We start from the raw sequence: 15,970 nt of genomic DNA on the forward strand, positions 1-15,970 counted from the left end.
GGGGATTGACCTGGTCAGGATAGTCCGGTCAGCTTGCCCGCCAGGTGCTGACGGTGACCTTGGCGGCCCCGGAGACCGGGTCGGCCTGCTCGATCGCCGCGATGGCGACGTTGCGGGTGACCCGGTCGCGGACGCACAGCAGGCGGCCCGGCGCGGCCCGGTTGAACGAGAGGTCGGTGTCCGGCCTGGAGTCGATCGCGGCGGCGCACTCCTCGGCGGTGACGGCCGGTTCGGTGATCACCGCGAAGTCCGACTTGTCGTCGCCGTAGCTGGTGAAGGAGTTGGCCCGGCTGCCGCCGGTGCCGCCGGCGTTGATCACCCCGAGGCCCCACTTGAGGTCGGTGGAGCGGGGCACCACGGTGCCGGAGTCCAGGTCGATCCGGTACGCGTCGGAGGAGTACTCGGCGCTGGGGATCGCCAGCGACTTCTTGTCCAGCATCGCGGAGTAGCCGGCCGGGCGGGCCGGGGCCGAGACGGTGCTCTGCCCGGACTTCGAGGGCGCGGCCGTCACCGGGGCGGCGGAGGGGGTGGCGGAGGGGGAGGCGCTCGGGGAGGCGCTCGGCTTCGTCGGCTCCTGGCTCCGGGACACGGTGGCCGCGGCGGCCGGCTTGTCGTCCGCCTTGCCCAGCTTCTTCATCAGCACCACGCCGCCCGCGGTGCCGCCGACCGCCATCACCAGCGCGACGGTGAGCAACACCTTCCAGGACACCCCGCCCCTGCGTGCGGGCTCCGGTGCGGGCGCCGGGTCGGAGCTCACCACCGGGCCGGGCGGCGGGGTGTCGTAGGACGGCGGCTCCGGCTGGAGCCGGACGGTCGGCCGGGTGGGCGGCACCGGCGCGGCCGGGGCGCCGGTGGGCGGCTGCGGCGCGGCGTACGAGCCGATCGGCGGCGGCCCGAAGCCGGGCGGGGGCGTCACCGGCTGCCGCGGCGGGTGCACCGCGGTCGCCGGGTGGGTCGGCGCGGTGGCCGGCGGCGGGGGAGCGGCCGGCATCGCGGGCAGCGGGGTGGGCGGGGTCGAGGGCGCGGCCGGCAGCGGGGTCGGCGGCGTCCTGGGCAGGTCCGAGCGACGGGTGATCTCGGTGTTGACCTCGCGGGGCAGCCAGTCCTCGCCGAACCGCAGCTGGCCGCCGACCTCCGGGTGGCTGCGGGCGATCCGGATGATCTCGGCGGGCGTGGGGCGGTCCTCGGGGGACTTCGCCAGGCAGCGCTGGATCAGTTCGCGCAGGTCCGCGGGGACGGCCGTGAGGTCCGCCTCCTCGTGCACCACCCGGTAGAGCACCGCGGTGTCCGGGCCGTCGCCGAACGGCGCGGTGGCGCCGGCCACGTACGCGGCCAGGGCGCCGAGCGCGAAGACGTCGGTGGCCGGGGTGATCGCGCGGCCCTGGGCCTGCTCGGGGGACATGAAGGCGGGGGAGCCGATCCGGTAGCCGGTGCCGGTCAGCGCGGTGGCGTCGGCGGCCCTGGCGATGCCGAAGTCGATCACCCGCGGGCCGTCCCCGGCGACCAGCACGTTGGCGGGCTTGAGGTCGCGGTGGACCACCTCGACGCTGTGGATCGCCTGGAGGGCCTCGGCGATGCCGCCCATCAGCAGCAGCACGGTGCGCACCGGCAGCGCGCCGTTCTCGCGCACCACCTGCTGGAGGGACGGGCCGGGGACGTACGCGGTGACCAGCCAGGGGGCGTCGCCGTCCAGGCCGCCGGAGTCGATCACCTGCGCGGTGTAGAGCCCGTGGATGCGCTGGGCGTTGCTGACCTCCTGGGCGAAGCGGCGGCGGAACTCGCCGTCCTCGGCGAACTCGGGGCGCACCACCTTGAGCGCGACCGGGCGCCCGCCCGGGGTGTAGGACAGGTAGACCCGGCCCATGCCGCCGGCGCCCAGCCGGGCGAACAGCCGGTAGCCGCCGACCTCCCTGGGGTCGTCCGGAAGGAGCGGCTGGAAGACCGGCGGGAGCTTGCCGGCGTCCCGAGGCGTGTCGGCGGTCATGTGGTGATCCCCCTGGGAGAGCGGTGAGGCGGTACGGCCGCGGCGGCCCGGTGCGATGACGGGCACCGGGGGTCGCCGAGCGGCGAGGCATAACCTATCGATCCGTCAGGAGCCCGTGCACCGCGGTGCGGTTTTGGTTGCAGAGCTGGGACCTGGGCCCGGCGGCGCGGTGGACCGCGAACGCCCGCGGCCCCGCACTCCCGGTGGGGAGTGCGGGGCCGCGGGCGTTCGGACCGTGGGGGTCTCGGCGCGTCAGAGCGCGAAGACCTCCTCGACCAGTGCCTGCTGCTCGGCGATGTGCCGCTTGGCCGAGCCGACCGCCGGGGACGAGGCCGCCGTGCGGGCGACGCGGCGCAGCCGGGAGTCGCCGCCGCTGCGGCCGATGACGACCTGGAGGTGGTCGACCAGGTTCATCGCGATGAACGGCCAGGCGCCCTGGTTGGCCGGCTCCTCCTGGGCCCAGACGAACTGGACGTCGTCGCCGTAGCGGGCCAGCTCCTCCTGGAGCTCGGCCACCGGCAGCGGGTAGAGCCGCTCGACCCGGACGATCGCGGTGTCGGTGACGCCGCGCTCGGTGCGGGCCGCCTCCAGGTCGTAGTAGAACTTGCCGGCGGTGATGACCACCTTGCGCACCTGCGCCGGGTCGACGGTGGAGTCGCCGATGACCGGGCGGAACGAGCCGGACAGGAACTCCTCGGTCGCACTCGCCGCGGCCTTCAGACGCAGCATCGACTTCGGGGTGAAGACGACCAGCGGCTTGTGGTGCGGATTGTGCGCCTGCCAGCGCAGCAGGTGGAAGTAGTTCGACGGCAGGGTCGGCATGGCGACCGTCATGTTGTTCTGCGCGCACAGCTGGAGGAAGCGCTCCGGGCGGGCGGACGAGTGGTCCGGGCCCTGGCCCTCGTAGCCGTGCGGCAGCAGCAGGGTGATGCCGGAGTGCTGGCCCCACTTCTGCTCGGAGGACGCGATGTACTCGTCCACCATGGTCTGCGAGCCGTTGACGAAGTCGCCGAACTGCGCCTCCCACATGACCAGCGCGTTCGGGCGGGTCAGCGAGTAGCCGTACTCGAAGCCCATGGCCGCGTACTCCGACAGCAGGCTGTCGTAGACGGTGTAGCGGGCCTGGTCCTCGGTGAGGTACTGGAGCGGGGTGTAGTCCTCGCCGGTCTTGCGGTCGATCAGGACGGCGTGCCGCTGGCCGAAGGTGCCTCGGCGGCTGTCCTGGCCGGCCAGGCGGACCGGGTGGCCCTCCATGAGCAGCGAGCCGATGGCGAGGGTCTCGCCCATCGCCCAGTCGATGGTGTTGTCCTCGACCGAGCCGGCGCGGCGCTGCAGCTGCGGCAGCAGACGCGGGTGGACGGTCAGCCAGTCCGGGTGGTTGACCTGGGAGGCGGCGATCCGCTTGACCATCTCCTGGGAGATGCCGGTCCTGATGGAGACCGGGAAGTCGGCGACCGGCTTGCCGGCGGTGGCGTCGGCCGGCGCCTGGGCCGCGTCGCGGACCTCGGCGAAGACCTTCTCCAGCTGGCCCTGGAAGTCCTGGAGCGCCTGCTCCGCCTCTTCCATGGTGATGTCGCCGCGACCGATCAGGCCCTCGGTGTACAGCTTGCGCACCGAGCGCTTCTTGTCGATCAGGTCGTACATCAGCGGCTGGGTGAACGACGGGTTGTCGGCCTCGTTGTGACCGCGGCGGCGGTAGCAGATGAGGTCGATCACCACGTCCTTGTGGAACTCCTGGCGGAACTCGAAGGCGAGCCGCGCGATGCGGACCACGGCCTCCGGGTCGTCGCCGTTCACGTGGAAGATCGGGGCCTCGATCATGCGGGCCACGTCGGTGCAGTACATCGAGGAGCGCGAGGACGCCGGGGCGGCGGTGAAGCCGACCTGGTTGTTCACCACGACGTGCACGGTGCCGCCGGTGCGGTAGCCGCGCAGCTGCGACATGTTCAGGGTCTCCGCGACGACGCCCTGGCCGGCGAAGGCCGCGTCGCCGTGGATCTGGATCGGCAGCACCGGGAAGGTGGTGCCGCCCTGGTCCAGGATGTCCTGCTTGGCGCGGGCGATGCCCTCGACGACCGGGTCCACGGCCTCCAGGTGGGAGGGGTTCGCGGCGAGCGAGACCTTGATGGTCTCGCCGTCCAGGCCGGTGAAGGTGCCCTCGGCGCCCAGGTGGTACTTGACGTCGCCGGAGCCGTGCATCGACTTCGGGTCGAGGTTGCCCTCGAACTCGCCGAAGATCTTGCCGTACGGCTTGCCGACGATGTTGGCCAGCACGTTCAGCCGGCCGCGGTGGGCCATGCCGATGACGGCCTCGTCGATGCGGTGCTCGGCGGCGGCGTCGATGGTCGCGTCCAGCAGCGCGATCAGCGACTCACCGCCCTCCAGCGAGAAGCGCTTCTGCCCGACGTACTTGGTCTGCAGGAACGTCTCGAAGGCCTCGGCCGAGTTCAGCCGGCGCAGGATCCGCAGCTGCTCCTCGCGCTCGGGCTTCGAGTACGGCTTCTCCAGGCGCTCCTGCAGCCACTTGCGCTGCTTCGGGTCCTGGATGTGCATGTACTCGATGCCGACGGTGCGGCAGTAGGTGTTGCGCAGCAGGCCGAGGATGTCGCGGAGCTTCATCATCTTCTGGCCGCCGAAGCCGCCGACCGCGAACTCGCGCTCCAGGTCCCACAGGGTGAGGCCGTGGGTGGTGACGTCGAGGTCGGGGTGCTTGCGCTGCTTGTACTCCAGCGGGTCGGTGTCGGCCATCAGGTGACCGCGGACCCGGTAGGAGTGGATCAGCTCCATGACGCGCGCGGTCTTGTTGACCTCGTCGTCGTGGGTGGTGGCGACGTCGGTGGCCCAGCGGACCGGCTCGTACGGGATCCGCAGCGACTCGAAGATCTCGTCGTAGAAGCCGTTCTCGCCGAGCAGCAGACGGTGGATCTCGCGCAGGAACTCGCCGGACGCCGCGCCCTGGATGACGCGGTGGTCGTAGGTCGAGGTCAGCGTCATGATCTTGGAGACGCCCAGGCGGGACAGGGTCTCCGGGGCGGAGCCCTGGAACTCGGCCGGGTACTCCATGGCGCCGACGCCGACGATGGTGCCCTGGTTCTGCATCAGGCGCGGCACGGAGTGCACGGTGCCGATGCCGCCGGGGTTGGTCAGCGAGACCGTGACGCCGGTGAAGTCGTCCATGGTCAGCTTGTTGGCGCGGGCCCGGCGGACGATGTCCTCGTAGGCCTGCCAGAAGCCGAAGAAGTCGAGCGTCTCGGCCTTCTTGATGGCCGCGACGACCAGCTGGCGGTCGCCGTTCGGCTTGACCAGGTCGATGGCCAGGCCGAGGTTGACGTGCTCCGGCTTGACCAGGAAGGCCTTGCCGTCCTCCACCTTGTAGCTGTAGTTCATGCCCGGGGCGGCCTTGATGGCCTGGACCAGGGCGTAGCCGATCAGGTGGGTGAAGGAGACCTTGCCGCCGCGGGCGCGCTGGAGGTGGTTGTTGATGACGATGCGGTTGTCGATCAACAGCTTCGCCGGCACGGCGCGGACCGAGGTCGCGGTCGGCACCTCCAGCGAGGCGTCCATGTTGGTGGCGACGGCCTTCGCCGGGCCGCGCAGCTGGACCAGCTCGGGGCCGGCAGCCGCGGCGGGCGCGGCCGGCGCCGGGGCGGCGGCCTTCGGGGCCGGGGGCGCGGCGGGCGCGGCGGCGAGCGGAGCCGGAGCGGCGGCCGGGGCCTGGGCGGCCGGAGCCGCCGGGGCGGCGGGCGCGGCCGGAGCAGCAGCGGCGGGCGCGGGGGCAGCGGCAGGGGTCGGCGTGGGGCCGGCCTGGGTCGCGGCCTGGGTCACTGGGGTCACCTCGGTACCGGGCTTGTAGTCGGCGAAAAAGTCCCACCAGGCTCGGTCGACCGAGTTCGGGTCCTGGAGGTACTGCTGGTAGATCTCGTCGACGAGCCACTCATTGGGGCCGAAGCCAGTGGAGCTTGCCGAGCTGTTGGGGGTTTCAGGGGACTGTGGCGACACGGCGGCAACCGCCCTCTTCCGCTTCCTTTTGGGATGTTTGGACAGCGGGGATTAAGGCTACGCCCCTGACCAGTGATCGCGCAGTCCCCGGGGCCCAGGCGTCGCCCAGATCACAGTGCTGACCTGCACTTTGGCTGAAAAAGTGCGTTAGAAAGCCGTATCTGCGGGGAACCGATCAGCCCTGAACAGAGCCTATACCTGGACCAAACCGGACAAAAAACCGGCCTGAATTTCTAGTGATCTTCGTAGGCCTCTGTGTCGGATCTGTGACAAATGTCCCGGCCGTCGCCCTGGCGCCGCCCGGGCAGTCTGACCTCGATCCGGCAGCCGCGCGGGGACTCGGCCACCGCGATCCGCCCGCCGTGCAGGTCCACGGCCCAGCGGGCGATGGCGAGGCCCAGCCCGGTGCCGCCGTCCGCACCCGGTCCCGCGGCGGTCGCCGTGCCGCTGCGGCTGAACCGCTCGAAGACCCGGGTGCGGTCGGCCGGCGGGATGCCGGGGCCCTCGTCCTCGACCTCCAGCAGCAGGCCGCCCTCCCCGTCATCGGGCCTCGCCCGTACCGTCACGGTGCCGCCAGGCGGGGAGTGCTTGCAGGCGTTGTCGACCAGGTTGGCGACCACCTGGTGGAGCCGCTCCGGGTCCGCCACGCCGGTCAGGCCGGTCGGGCTGACCTCCAGGGCCAGCCGGACGTCCCCGCGCCGGGAGAAGGCACCGCCGGCCGTCGCGCCGTCCACGGTCACCCCGCGCAGCACGCCGTCCAGGAACTCGCGCACCTCGAAGGTGCGGGCGTCCAGGGCGACCACGCCGTCGTCGATCTTGGAGAGGTCGAGCAGGTGGGTGACCAGGCGGCCGAGCCGCTCGGTCTGCTCCAGCGCCGCCCCCAGGGTCGCCGGATTGGGCTGGACGACCCCGTCCACCACGTTCTCCAGGACGGCGCGCAGCGCGGCGATCGGCGTGCGCAGCTCGTGCGAGACGTTGGCGACCAGCTCGCGGCGGTGCCGGTCGGCGGCCTGGAGGTCGGCGGCCATCGCGTTGAAGGCGGCGGCCAGTTCGCCGATCTCGTCGCGGGAGTTCACCTCGACCCGGCGGCTGTAGTCGCCGGAGGCCATCGCGCGGGCGGCGGCCGTCATCTCGCGCAGCGGGGAGGCCAGTCCGTGCGCGAGGAACTGCATGAAGAGCAGCGAGGCGATCATGGAGAAGACCATGATGATCCGGATCTGGGTCTCGGACCGGATCGCCACGACCACCATCCCGGTGGCCAGGAACACGGAGACGATCACGAGCAGGGCGAGCTTGCCCTTGATCGAGCGGACCGGGTCGAGCGGCCGGACGTCGGCCCAGACCCGGTGGGCGGCGCGGGCGGCCAGGTTCTGCGGCCGCGCGCCGTCGGATTCCCCGTTGCGTTGCTGTGGAAAGGTCATTGGTCCCTGTAGTCCCCGCGTGGTGGCGCGGCGTCGTCCCGGACACGGGCCCCCCGGCGGCCCGTCGTCCGTGCGGCGCCGTCAGGAGAGCGGAGCCTCCAGCGCGTAGCCGACGCCGTGGACGGTGCGGATCCAGCTGGCGCCGATCTTCCGGCGCAGTGCCTTGACGTGGCTGTCCACGGTGCGGGTGCCGGAGGCGTCGGTCCAGTCCCAGACCTCGGCCAGCAGCTGCTCACGGGTGAGCACCGCGCGCGGCTGGGCGGCCAGGCAGGCGAGCAGGTCGAACTCGGTCGGCGTCAGGTGGACGTCGCCCGAGGCCAGCCGGACCCGGCGCTGCACGTGGTCGATCTCCAGCTCGCCGAAGCGCAGGCTGCCCAGGGCCGGTGTGCGGGCGGCCTGCTGGGCGCGCTCGACGCGGCGCAGCAGGACGTTGACGCGGGCGGCCAGTTCGCGCATCGAGAACGGCTTGGTCATGTAGTCGTCCGCGCCGACGCCGAGGCCGACCAGCAGGTCCGTCTCGTCGTCGCGGGCGGTCAGCATCAGCACCGGCACCGGGCGCTGGGCCTGGATCCGGCGGCACACTTCGAGGCCGTCGAAGCCGGGCAGCATGATGTCGAGGACCACCAGGTCCGGCTGCCAGGTGTGGAAGCCGTCGACCGCGCCGGGGCCGTCGTGGGCCACGGCGACCTTGAATCCCTCGGCGCCCAGCCGGGCGGCGATCGACTCGGCGATCGTGGGCTCGTCCTCCACCACCAGGACTCTGCGCTGGCTGCTCACAGTGCCACCGGTGTTGTGGTTGTCCTGCTGAATCTCTGTCACGGTCACGCCACCGCCCCCAGGGCTGCGGGCCGGCCATCTGTGGGGATGGCGGGCTCCGCTCGTAGTCTTGTTCCGTCGTGGACTGTGCCGGGTCCGCCGTCCCGCCGCGCGATCGGGAGCCGAGGACGGATGGTCGGCCGCCCATGTCTCCCGCGCACTTCGCAGCGTACGGACAGTGGATGCTTCCCGGCAGGTGGACCGGACGTTTCCGGCCCGTGGGCCGGCTGTCGGGCCGCCCTCGGACCCACTGCACGAGTGGGCACGGGCCGATACCTTACCCGGCGAATTTTCACCGCGTAACGGTACGTATGCACTCCAGTTGACGCCAAGTCGCCGGTCAGAGGCCCTGCTGTCGCGTTAATGGAGAGAAGGTCTGGACCAATGCCGGGAATCCGGCGGCCCGCCGCGGCGGCGGTCTTCACGGGCTTTTCCCAGGTGCCTCTCAGAACCTCGACGTACGGTGACCGCGACGACACCCGACCGGGCGGAATCCGCAGTGCGGGCCGGTACGTTGGACACCTGGCGGGAGTCGGTGGCTGCGGCGTGGAGCGGAGGCGGCATGGCTGGTCCGGGGCGGGGTGCCGACGGGTTCGGGACCATGGGAGCGCCGTACGGAATGCTCCGTCTCGGCCTGCGCGCCGGTGTCGTGGAGTGGCTGCTGGAACGGATGCCGACACCCCGGCGGACGCCCTTCACGCTCGGATATCTCGCCGTCGTGGGAGCCACCACGACCTTCGCCAGGCTCGCCGATCCGGAACTCGTGCAGCGGTTGCAGGAGGCCTCCAGTTCGGACGGGCACAACCTCCTCCAGCATCCTTTGCGTGCGCTCGTGCTGAGCGGATTCTGGGTGGCCGGCGAGGTGTGGATGCCGTACCTGTGGGGATTCGCCGTCACCCTCGCGCCGCTGGAACGCAGGGTCGGGCCGGCCCGGGCGGCGGCGGTGTTCGCCGCCGGGCACGTCGCGGCGACGCTGCTCTCCCAGGGGGTGGTGATCACCGCGGTGGAGACCGGGCGGATGGCGCCCGAGGCGATGGACTACCTGGACATCGGGGTCAGCTACGGCGTGCTCGCCTGCCTGGGCGCGCTGGCCGGGCTGCTCTCCTGGCGCGGGCGGCTGCTCGCGCTGGGCGGCGCCGGGCTGATGATCGCCGAGCAGATCGCCACCGACAAGGACGTGATCACCGGAGTGGGGCACCCGGCCGCGGTGCTCACCGGGGTCGCGCTGTGGCGCTGGCTGCGCCGGATCGAGCGGCGTCCGCCCCGGCCGCGTCCGGCCGCCGTGACGGCGGCCGCCCCCGCGGCCGGCGGTGCTTCCGCGCGGGTGCGGCCGGCGCGTTGACGCCGCCGCCCGGGCGGGGCCTCCCCGGGGCCGGAGCGTTCACTTCAGGCTCCCTTAAGGCGCGGTCGGTGCTTTCGGTGCTCTTTTGACGGAGCCGGAAGCGGTGCTTCCCGTGCCGAATCGTGTTCGCTCACAGCGAACTGGACGCCGGGAACATCCGGCGCCCGCGAAGCCTTAGTCAGGTCGACTCAACTTCACTGACCGGGGAGAGATCATGGCATCGACGTCCACACCGCTCACCCTGCCCGTACTGCCGCTGGACGACGAGGTCGTCCTGCCGGGCATGGTCGTCCCGCTGGACCTGAAGGACTCCGAGGTGCGCGCCGCGGTCGAGGCCGCCCGCGCGGCGGCCACCGGCTCCGGCAAGCCGCAGGTCCTGCTGGTCCCGCGGATGGACGGCTCGTACGCGGCGGCCGGCACGCTGGCCACCGTGGAGCAGGTCGGCCGGCTGGCCGACGGCGAGCCCGCCGCGTTGGTGCGGGCCGTGCGCCGGGTCAGGATCGGCGTCGGCACCACAGGCCCCGGCGCCGCCCTCTGGGTGGAGACCACGCCCTTCGAGGAGTCCTCGGCCGGGACACCGGTGGCCGGGCGGGCCGCCGAACTGGTCAAGGAGTACAAGGCGCTGTCCACCCAGTGGCTGCGCAGGCGCGGCGCCTGGCAGGTGGTCGACCGGGTGGACCGGATCGAGGGCGTCGGCGAGCTCGCCGACAACATCGGCTACGCCCCCTTCGTCACCCCCGAGCAGAAGCTCAGGGTGCTGCTGGAGGCCGACCAGGTCGCCCGCCTGGAGTACGCGCTGGCCCTGCTGCGCGACCACCTCGCCGAGGAGGAGGTCAACGACACCATCCGCAAGGACGTCGAGGAGGGCGTGGCCAAGCAGCAGAAGGAGTTCCTGCTCCGCCGTCAGCTGGAGGCCGTCCGCAAGGAACTGGCCGAGCTGAACGGCGAACCGGCCGACGAGGAGGGCGACTACCGCGCCCGGGTCGAGGCCGCCGACCTCCCCGCGGGCGTCCGCGAGGCGGCGCTCAAGGAGGTCGACAAGCTGGAGCGCGCCTCCGACCAGTCGCCCGAGGGCTCCTGGATCCGCACCTGGCTGGACACCGTCCTGGAGCTGCCCTGGAACGAGCGCACCGAGGACGCCTACGACATCGCCGGCGCCCGCGCGGTGCTGGACGCCGACCACGCCGGCCTGACCGACGTGAAGGAGCGGATCGTCGAGTACCTGGCCGTCCGCAAGCGCCGCTCGGACCAGGGGCTCGGGGCGGTCGGCGGCCGCCGGGGAGGCGCGGTGCTCGCCCTGGTCGGCCCGCCCGGCGTCGGCAAGACCTCGCTCGGCGAGTCGGTGGCCCGTGCCATGGGCCGCGAGTTCGTCCGGGTCTCGCTCGGCGGCGTCCGGGACGAGGCGGAGATCCGCGGCCACCGGCGCACCTACGTCGGCGCGCTGCCGGGCCGGCTGGTCCGGGCGATCAAGGAGGCCGGCTCGATGAACCCGGTCGTCCTGCTGGACGAGATCGACAAGGTCGGCTCCGACTACCGGGGCGACCCGGCCGCCGCCCTGCTGGAGGTGCTGGACCCGGCACAGAACCACACCTTCAGGGACCACTACCTGGAGGTCGAACTCGACCTCTCCGACGTCGTCTTCCTCGCCACCGCCAACGTGCTGGAGGCCATCCCCGAGCCGCTGCTCGACCGGATGGAGCTGGTCCGGCTGGACGGCTACACCGAGGACGAGAAGGTCGTCATCGCCCGCGACCACCTGCTCCCGCGCCAGCTGGAGAAGGCCGGCCTCGACGCCGGGCAGGTCGGCGTCGACGAGGAGGCGCTGCGCCGGCTCGCGGGGGAGTACACCCGCGAGGCGGGCGTCCGGAACCTGGAGCGCTCGATCGCCCGGGTGCTGCGCAAGATCGCCGCCCAGGCCGAGCTGGGCGAGCGCGAACTGCCCGCCGCGGTCGGCGCGGAGGACCTGCGCGCCCTGATCGGCCGGCCGCACCACGTGCCGGAGTCCGCCCAGGAGCCGGCCGAGCGCCGCACCGCCGTCCCGGGCGTGGCCACCGGCCTCGCGGTGACCGGCGCCGGCGGCGACGTGCTCTACATCGAGGCCTCGCTGGCCGACGCCGAGACCGGCGGCAGCGGGCTGACCCTCACCGGGCAACTGGGCGACGTGATGAAGGAGTCCGCGCACATCGCGCTCTCCTACCTGCGCTCGCGCGGCGCCGAGCTGGAGCTGCCGGTCACCTCGCTGCGCGACCGCGGCGTGCACCTGCACGTCCCGGCCGGGGCCGTCCCCAAGGACGGGCCGAGCGCCGGCATCACCATGACCACGGCGCTGGCCTCGCTGCTCTCCGGCCGCAAGGTGCGCACCGACGTGGCGATGACGGGCGAGGTGTCGCTGACCGGGCGGGTGCTGCCGATCGGCGGGGTGAAGCAGAAGCTGCTCGCCGCGGACCGGGCCGGGATCACCACGGTGGTCATCCCCAAGCGCAACGAGGCCGACCTGGACGACGTCCCGGCCGAGGTGCTGGAGCGGTTCACCGTCCACCCGGTGGCGGACGTGCGGGAGGTGCTGGAGCTGGCCCTGGAGCCGGCCACGGCCGCGGTGCTGGTGGCCGCCTGACCGGTGCCCCGGCCGTCCGACCGGTGCCCTGGGCGCCGGATGGGCGGCCAGGGCACCACCGGCGATCTGGAGGGCCGACGGCATCCCCGCGTGCGAGACTGCGGAGATGCCGTCCCCCACGCAGCGCGCCCTGGCCCGGGTGCCCGACCGGCTGCGCCCCTTCCTGGTGCGGCACCGCCGGCTGGTGAAGTTCCTGCTGGTCGGGAGCGGCTGCTTCGCGCTCACCACGGTGATCGACTTCGAGCTCAAGCTCACCGTGCTGGCGGGCAAACCGGTGGTCGCCCTGACCATCGCGACCGTGATCGGCACCGTCGTCTCGTACGTGCTGAACCGCCGCTGGGCCTTCCGGGCCGACGGCCGGCCGCGCGAGGTGCTGATGTTCGTCCTGGTCAGCGCGGTGGCGATCGCCGTCAACGACCTTCCGCTGGTGGCCTCGCGCTACCTGCTGGACCTGCGCGAGCCGTACACCAGCCCCTTCCGGCAGGAGGTCGCCGACTTCCTCAGCGGGATGGTCGTCGGCACCTTCGTGGCGATGCTGTTCCGCTACTGGGCGATGCGGCGGTGGGTCTTCGTCCCGCTCGCCGGGCCCGCCCTGGCGGCGGCGGTGCCCCAGGAGCCCGGTCACGCGGCACCCGAGCTGCCACGGGACGTGCCGTGAAGGGGACGGGGTGAGCCTCATGCGCGAGCCGGACGCGGTCCGGACCGGGCCCGCCAGCCAGCAGGGGATGCGCCGGGCCAACCTGGCCCTGGTGCTCGGGATGATCGCGAGCGGCCCGCGCTCGCGCGCCGAGGTGGCCGCCGGGACGGGGCTGACCAGGGCCGCCGTCTCCTCCCTCGCCGAACAGCTGATCACCGCGGGCCTGGTGGTCGAGGAGGGCCCCGCCACGCCCAGCGGCAAGGTCGGCCGCCCGGGCACCGCGCTCGGCCTCAACCCGGCCGGGCCCTGCGGCCTCGGCGCCGAGATCGGGGTGCGGCACCTGGGCGCCTGCGTGGTCGACCTGCGCGGGGAGGTCCGCGCCTGGCGGCGCCGGGAGGTCTCCAACCACGACCGCGAGCCCGCCGCCGTCATGGCGGACCTCGCCCACCTGCTGAGCGGGGCCGTCACCGAGGCGGGGCTGAGCCCGGCCGGGCTCACCCTGGCCGTGCCCGGGCTGGTCGGCGGCACCGACGGAGTGCTCCGGCGGGCCGCGAACCTGGGCTGGCAGGACGTCCCGCTGGCCGCGGGACTGCGCCCGGCGCTGCGGGCGGCCGGGGGCGGCCTGGCCGGGCTGCCGATCGAGGCGGACAACGAGGCCAACCTCGGCGGCCTGGCCGAGCGCTGGCTGGGCGCGGGCCCGGAGGACTTCCTGTACGTCTCCGCCGAGGCCGGGGTCGGCGCGGCGATCGTGGTCGGCGGCCGGCTGCTGCGCGGGGCGGGCGGCTTCGCCGGCGAGTTCGGCCACGTGCCGGTCCACCCCGGAGGGCCCCGCTGCGCCTGCGGGGCGGCCGGCTGCCTGGAGCAGTACGCGGGCGAGGCGGCGGTGCTGCGGGCGGCCGGTCTGGCCGGCGCCCGGGGCGACTGGGTGAAGCTGCTCGCCGACCGCGCCGGGGCCGGGAACGCGGCGGCCAGGGCGGCACTGGCCGGGGCCGGCACGGCGCTCGGCACCGCGGCCGCCGGCGCGGTGAACCTGCTGGACCCGGCGGAGGTGGTGCTGGGCGGCGGCTACGCCAGGCTGGCGCCCTGGCTGCTGCCCGCGATGCGGGCCGAGCTGGCCGCCAGGGTGACGGTGCGGCCGTGGTCCGACGACCGGCTGACCGTTTCCCGGCTGGGCCGCCGGGGCCCGCTGCTGGGTGCGGCGGTGCGGGTCGTCCGGGCCGTCGTCGCCGAGCCGGGGCCGTTCACGGCGGCGTGACGGCCTGACTGCCTGACTGCCTGACGGTTTGAGGGCGGGACGGCGGGACGGCCGGGGGACGGGCCCTCGGACGCCCGGGACGGGCCCGGACGGGCCGCACAGGCACACCCCGGACGCGCCGAGCCCCCGGCCGCGGTGGCCGGGGGCTCGGCGGAGTCGGGTACGGGGCGGCTCAGGCCTCGACGGCGGCCGGCGCGTCACCCTCGGAACGCCCGCGCCGCAGCACGGCCAGCAGGGCGATGCCGATGCCGACCAGTGCCCAGACCACCATGACCAGGATCGGCAGCCCCAGGTTGGTGGAGCCGAAGTAGGCGATCGACTTGGTGGCGGTGGTGCCGGCGCCGTTGGGGATCCACGAGCCGATGGCCCGCCAGAACGGCGGCGTCATCGGCGCCGGGTAGACCCCGCCCGCGCTCGGGTTGCCGAGCACCACGAAGATCAGCACCGCGACGCCGATGCCGAGGATGTCGAACAGGCACTGGAGCGCCATGGTGAAGGCGCCGACGGTGAACACCACCAGGGCGCCGATGGCGCTGAGGCCGAGGACCGAGCCGGGCAGCGCGTCCAGCACCGGTCCGGCGATCACCGTGCCGAGCAGGCCGGCTCCGATCGAGTAGACCGCGAGGACGCCGAGGCGGATCAGCAGACGGTGGGTGTTGGCCGGCTTGGAGCCCGCGCTGATGCCCAGGATCGAGGCGACCAGGTAGCCGCCGACGCACCAGCCGATGACCAGGTAGAACGCGGAGAGGCCGTTGTTGTCGCCCTTGGCGAGCGGCACCACGTCCTGGACCTTGACGGTCCGGCCCTGGCTCTGGTCGATCGCGGTGGTGATGCTCTCGGCGGCCTTGGCGGCGGCGGTGCCGCGGGCGTTGCCGACCAGCAGGGTGTCCTGGGTGGAGGCCGGGTCCACGACCAGCGCGGCGTAGAGCTTCTGGTCCTTGATCAGCTGGGTCGCCGTCTCGGCGTCCGGCGCGGTGCTGGCCCGGACGGCGTCGTTCGGCACCGCCTCCAGCGCGCCGACCAGCTTGGGGGCGACCTGCGGCGGGGCGACCACCGCGATGGAGAGGTTCTGCGGGGCGGGCTTGTGCAGCGCCCCGATGTAGGAGGTGATGAAGCCGAGCTGGAGCAGCAGCACGCCGAACACGAGCAGTGCCGCGCGCGGGGTGACCGCGCCCTTCAGTTCGGCGACGAAACCCTGCCCCGGGGCTGCCATCCACATCTCCTTGCGTAATGGGGAAAAACGGTACTTCCAGAACCGATACTTCATACCATGAACTAGTTGGCTTGTCGCACCTCCCGCGCCGCACCGGGCTCGGCGCCGCTGCGCGATACTGGCGCGGTGAGTGACGAAGAAGCCCTGGTGGCGGTGGAGCGCGAGGTCGCGCTGATGTTCCGGCGGGGCCGGGCCAGAGTGGCGGAACTCTCACGGCGGGTGCACCCGGGGCTGGAGGGCATGGCGTACAGCCTGCTCGCCTACATCGAGCAGGCGGGGCCGGTGCGGGTGACCGACGTCGGCGTGCACTTCGCGATCGGCAAGGCGACGGTGAGCCGGCAGGTCCGGACGCTGGAGGAGCTGGGCCTGGTCGCCAGGGAGACGGACCCGCTGGACCGCAGGGCCGCGCTGGTGTCGCTCACCGAGGACGGGCGGCGGCGCTACCTGGCCGCGCGGGGCGTCCGGTTGCGGCGGGTGCGCGAGGTGATGGGCGGCTGGTCGCCGGAGGACGTGGCCCGCTTCGCGGAGCTGCTGCACCGCTTCAACGACGTCCTGGAGGAGCCGGCGGCCGAGTGACCGGGAGGTCGCCGGCGAGGCGACCGCGGCCCGTGGGTGCGGTCTTTACTTCCCCTTGAAGAAAGTTGCCTAACTCAACCATTCAGCTTATGGTTGCTTACGGCAACGAACTT

At 73.1% G+C, this 15,970-nt stretch carries 10 protein-coding genes; 5 read left to right on the forward strand and 5 right to left on the reverse strand.

Going from position 1 to position 15,970, the window contains the following annotated elements:
- Positions 1-28: 28 nt before the first annotated feature.
- The 4 genes from ACIQOW_RS12975 to ACIQOW_RS12990 all read right to left on the reverse strand — a co-directional run bounded on the left by ACIQOW_RS12975 (position 29) and on the right by ACIQOW_RS12990 (position 8,223).
- A complete protein-coding gene (locus tag ACIQOW_RS12975; protein ID WP_401083478.1) occupies positions 29-1,984 on the reverse strand; it encodes a protein kinase in 1,956 nt (651 codons plus the stop codon).
- Positions 1,985-2,236: 252 nt separating this feature from the next.
- Positions 2,237-5,983, reverse strand: a complete 3,747-nt coding sequence (locus tag ACIQOW_RS12980) for a multifunctional oxoglutarate decarboxylase/oxoglutarate dehydrogenase thiamine pyrophosphate-binding subunit/dihydrolipoyllysine-residue succinyltransferase subunit (RefSeq protein ID WP_401083480.1) — start codon at positions 5,981-5,983, stop codon at positions 2,237-2,239.
- Positions 5,984-6,216: 233 nt separating this feature from the next.
- A complete protein-coding gene (locus ACIQOW_RS12985) occupies positions 6,217-7,404 on the reverse strand; it encodes a sensor histidine kinase (protein WP_401083482.1) in 1,188 nt (395 codons plus the stop codon).
- Between the two features lie 81 nt (positions 7,405-7,485).
- Positions 7,486-8,223, reverse strand: a complete 738-nt coding sequence (locus tag ACIQOW_RS12990; RefSeq protein WP_030057574.1) for a response regulator transcription factor — start codon at positions 8,221-8,223, stop codon at positions 7,486-7,488.
- Between the two features lie 616 nt (positions 8,224-8,839).
- Between ACIQOW_RS12990 and ACIQOW_RS12995 the strand changes: the two genes are divergently transcribed.
- From ACIQOW_RS12995 to ACIQOW_RS13010, 4 genes are all read left to right on the forward strand, one after another.
- Positions 8,840-9,562, forward strand: coding sequence for a rhomboid-like protein (locus tag ACIQOW_RS12995; RefSeq protein WP_401083484.1), 723 nt, complete (start codon positions 8,840-8,842; stop codon positions 9,560-9,562).
- A gap of 214 nt (positions 9,563-9,776) precedes the next feature.
- On the forward strand, positions 9,777-12,176 hold the full coding sequence (gene lon, locus ACIQOW_RS13000) for an endopeptidase La (protein ID WP_401083486.1): 2,400 nt from the start codon (positions 9,777-9,779) through the stop codon (positions 12,174-12,176).
- Between the two features lie 106 nt (positions 12,177-12,282).
- Entirely contained in the window at positions 12,283-12,834 is a 552-nt protein-coding gene (locus ACIQOW_RS13005) for a GtrA family protein (RefSeq protein ID WP_401083488.1), read from the forward strand.
- Positions 12,835-12,853: 19 nt separating this feature from the next.
- Positions 12,854-14,068, forward strand: coding sequence for an ROK family protein (locus ACIQOW_RS13010; protein ID WP_401083750.1), 1,215 nt, complete (start codon positions 12,854-12,856; stop codon positions 14,066-14,068).
- A gap of 172 nt (positions 14,069-14,240) precedes the next feature.
- On the opposite strand, the gene ACIQOW_RS13015 is transcribed toward ACIQOW_RS13010, so the two are convergent.
- Entirely contained in the window at positions 14,241-15,281 is a 1,041-nt protein-coding gene (locus ACIQOW_RS13015; protein WP_401083490.1) for an ABC transporter permease, read from the reverse strand.
- A 126-nt stretch (positions 15,282-15,407) separates the two neighbouring features.
- Between ACIQOW_RS13015 and ACIQOW_RS13020 the strand changes: the two genes are divergently transcribed.
- Positions 15,408-15,857, forward strand: a complete 450-nt coding sequence (locus ACIQOW_RS13020; RefSeq protein ID WP_401083492.1) for a MarR family winged helix-turn-helix transcriptional regulator — start codon at positions 15,408-15,410, stop codon at positions 15,855-15,857.
- Positions 15,858-15,970 lie beyond the last annotated feature (113 nt).

Origin of the sequence: Kitasatospora sp. NPDC091335 (assembly GCF_044757205.1) — a bacterium.
GTDB lineage: Bacteria > Actinomycetota > Actinomycetes > Streptomycetales > Streptomycetaceae > Kitasatospora.

Coding starts and splice junctions, on each gene's coding strand:
- ACIQOW_RS13010 (WP_401083750.1), top strand. CDS start 12,854: ATGCGCGAGCCGGACGCGGTCCGGACCGGGCCCGCCAGCCAGCAGGGG.
- ACIQOW_RS13005 (WP_401083488.1), top strand. CDS start 12,283: ATGCCGTCCCCCACGCAGCGCGCCCTGGCCCGGGTGCCCGACCGGCTG.
- ACIQOW_RS12975 (WP_401083478.1), bottom strand. CDS start 1,984: ATGACCGCCGACACGCCTCGGGACGCCGGCAAGCTCCCGCCGGTCTTC.
- ACIQOW_RS12995 (WP_401083484.1), top strand. CDS start 8,840: ATGCTCCGTCTCGGCCTGCGCGCCGGTGTCGTGGAGTGGCTGCTGGAA.
- ACIQOW_RS12985 (WP_401083482.1), bottom strand. CDS start 7,404: ATGACCTTTCCACAGCAACGCAACGGGGAATCCGACGGCGCGCGGCCG.
- lon (WP_401083486.1), top strand. CDS start 9,777: ATGGCATCGACGTCCACACCGCTCACCCTGCCCGTACTGCCGCTGGAC.
- ACIQOW_RS13015 (WP_401083490.1), bottom strand. CDS start 15,281: ATGGCAGCCCCGGGGCAGGGTTTCGTCGCCGAACTGAAGGGCGCGGTC.